Here is a 579-nt window from a genome sequence, read left to right as displayed (position 1 = left end):
AGTCTTTTTTAGTCGCAATTCATGCCGGTCCGCTAGGCTGGACGCAATGAATACGGGTCGAAAACCGTATTGATTGCAGGTCGGGAAGTTTTCGAATGCAGGTCGTTACACTCATCGCCTAGAAGGCCCCAGCAGCACCATGTTGAAGGCGTGGTTAATGGCCGCGCGCGTGCCGCTATTAAGTCCGTGTTGCGTAATGGCCGTATTGACCGCCGCCTCCAACGCTGCTGGGCGCACTTCGCCCGCAGCAGGCGCCAGCGCTGACCAGCGTAGATCCTGCTGCTCGAGGTGACACAGAAATCGTGAAATCACAGAGCGCTGATCTTGGGAAAGGGTTGTGGGCAGTTGCGCCATCACTGCTTGGTGTTCGGGCCACACAGGTATCAGGCGGACTACACCGGAAGGCCCCTGCAGAAACACGTTGAAGGCGTGGTTAATGGCCGCGCGCGTGCCTGTCTGAAGTCCGTGTTGCGTAATGGCCGTATTGACCGCCGCCTCCAACGCTGCTGGGCGCACTTCGCCCGCAGCAGGCGCCAGCGTTGACCAGCTCAGATCCTGCTGCTCGAGGTGACACAGAAA

Annotated in this window: 1 protein-coding gene; it reads right to left on the bottom strand. The window is 58.9% G+C overall.

The genetic code is table 11. From position 1 onward, the window contains the following. Positions 1 to 111: 111 nt before the first annotated feature. Positions 112 to 579 (bottom strand): hypothetical protein (locus tag WLY71_RS30690; RefSeq protein ID WP_347806581.1); only part of this gene is annotated, 468 nt, incomplete at its 5' end.

The sequence above is a fragment of the Pseudomonas rossensis genome, assembly GCF_039888995.1.
GTDB lineage: Bacteria > Pseudomonadota > Gammaproteobacteria > Pseudomonadales > Pseudomonadaceae > Aquipseudomonas > Aquipseudomonas rossensis.
This window is presented reverse-complemented; position numbering and strand designations above follow the sequence as displayed.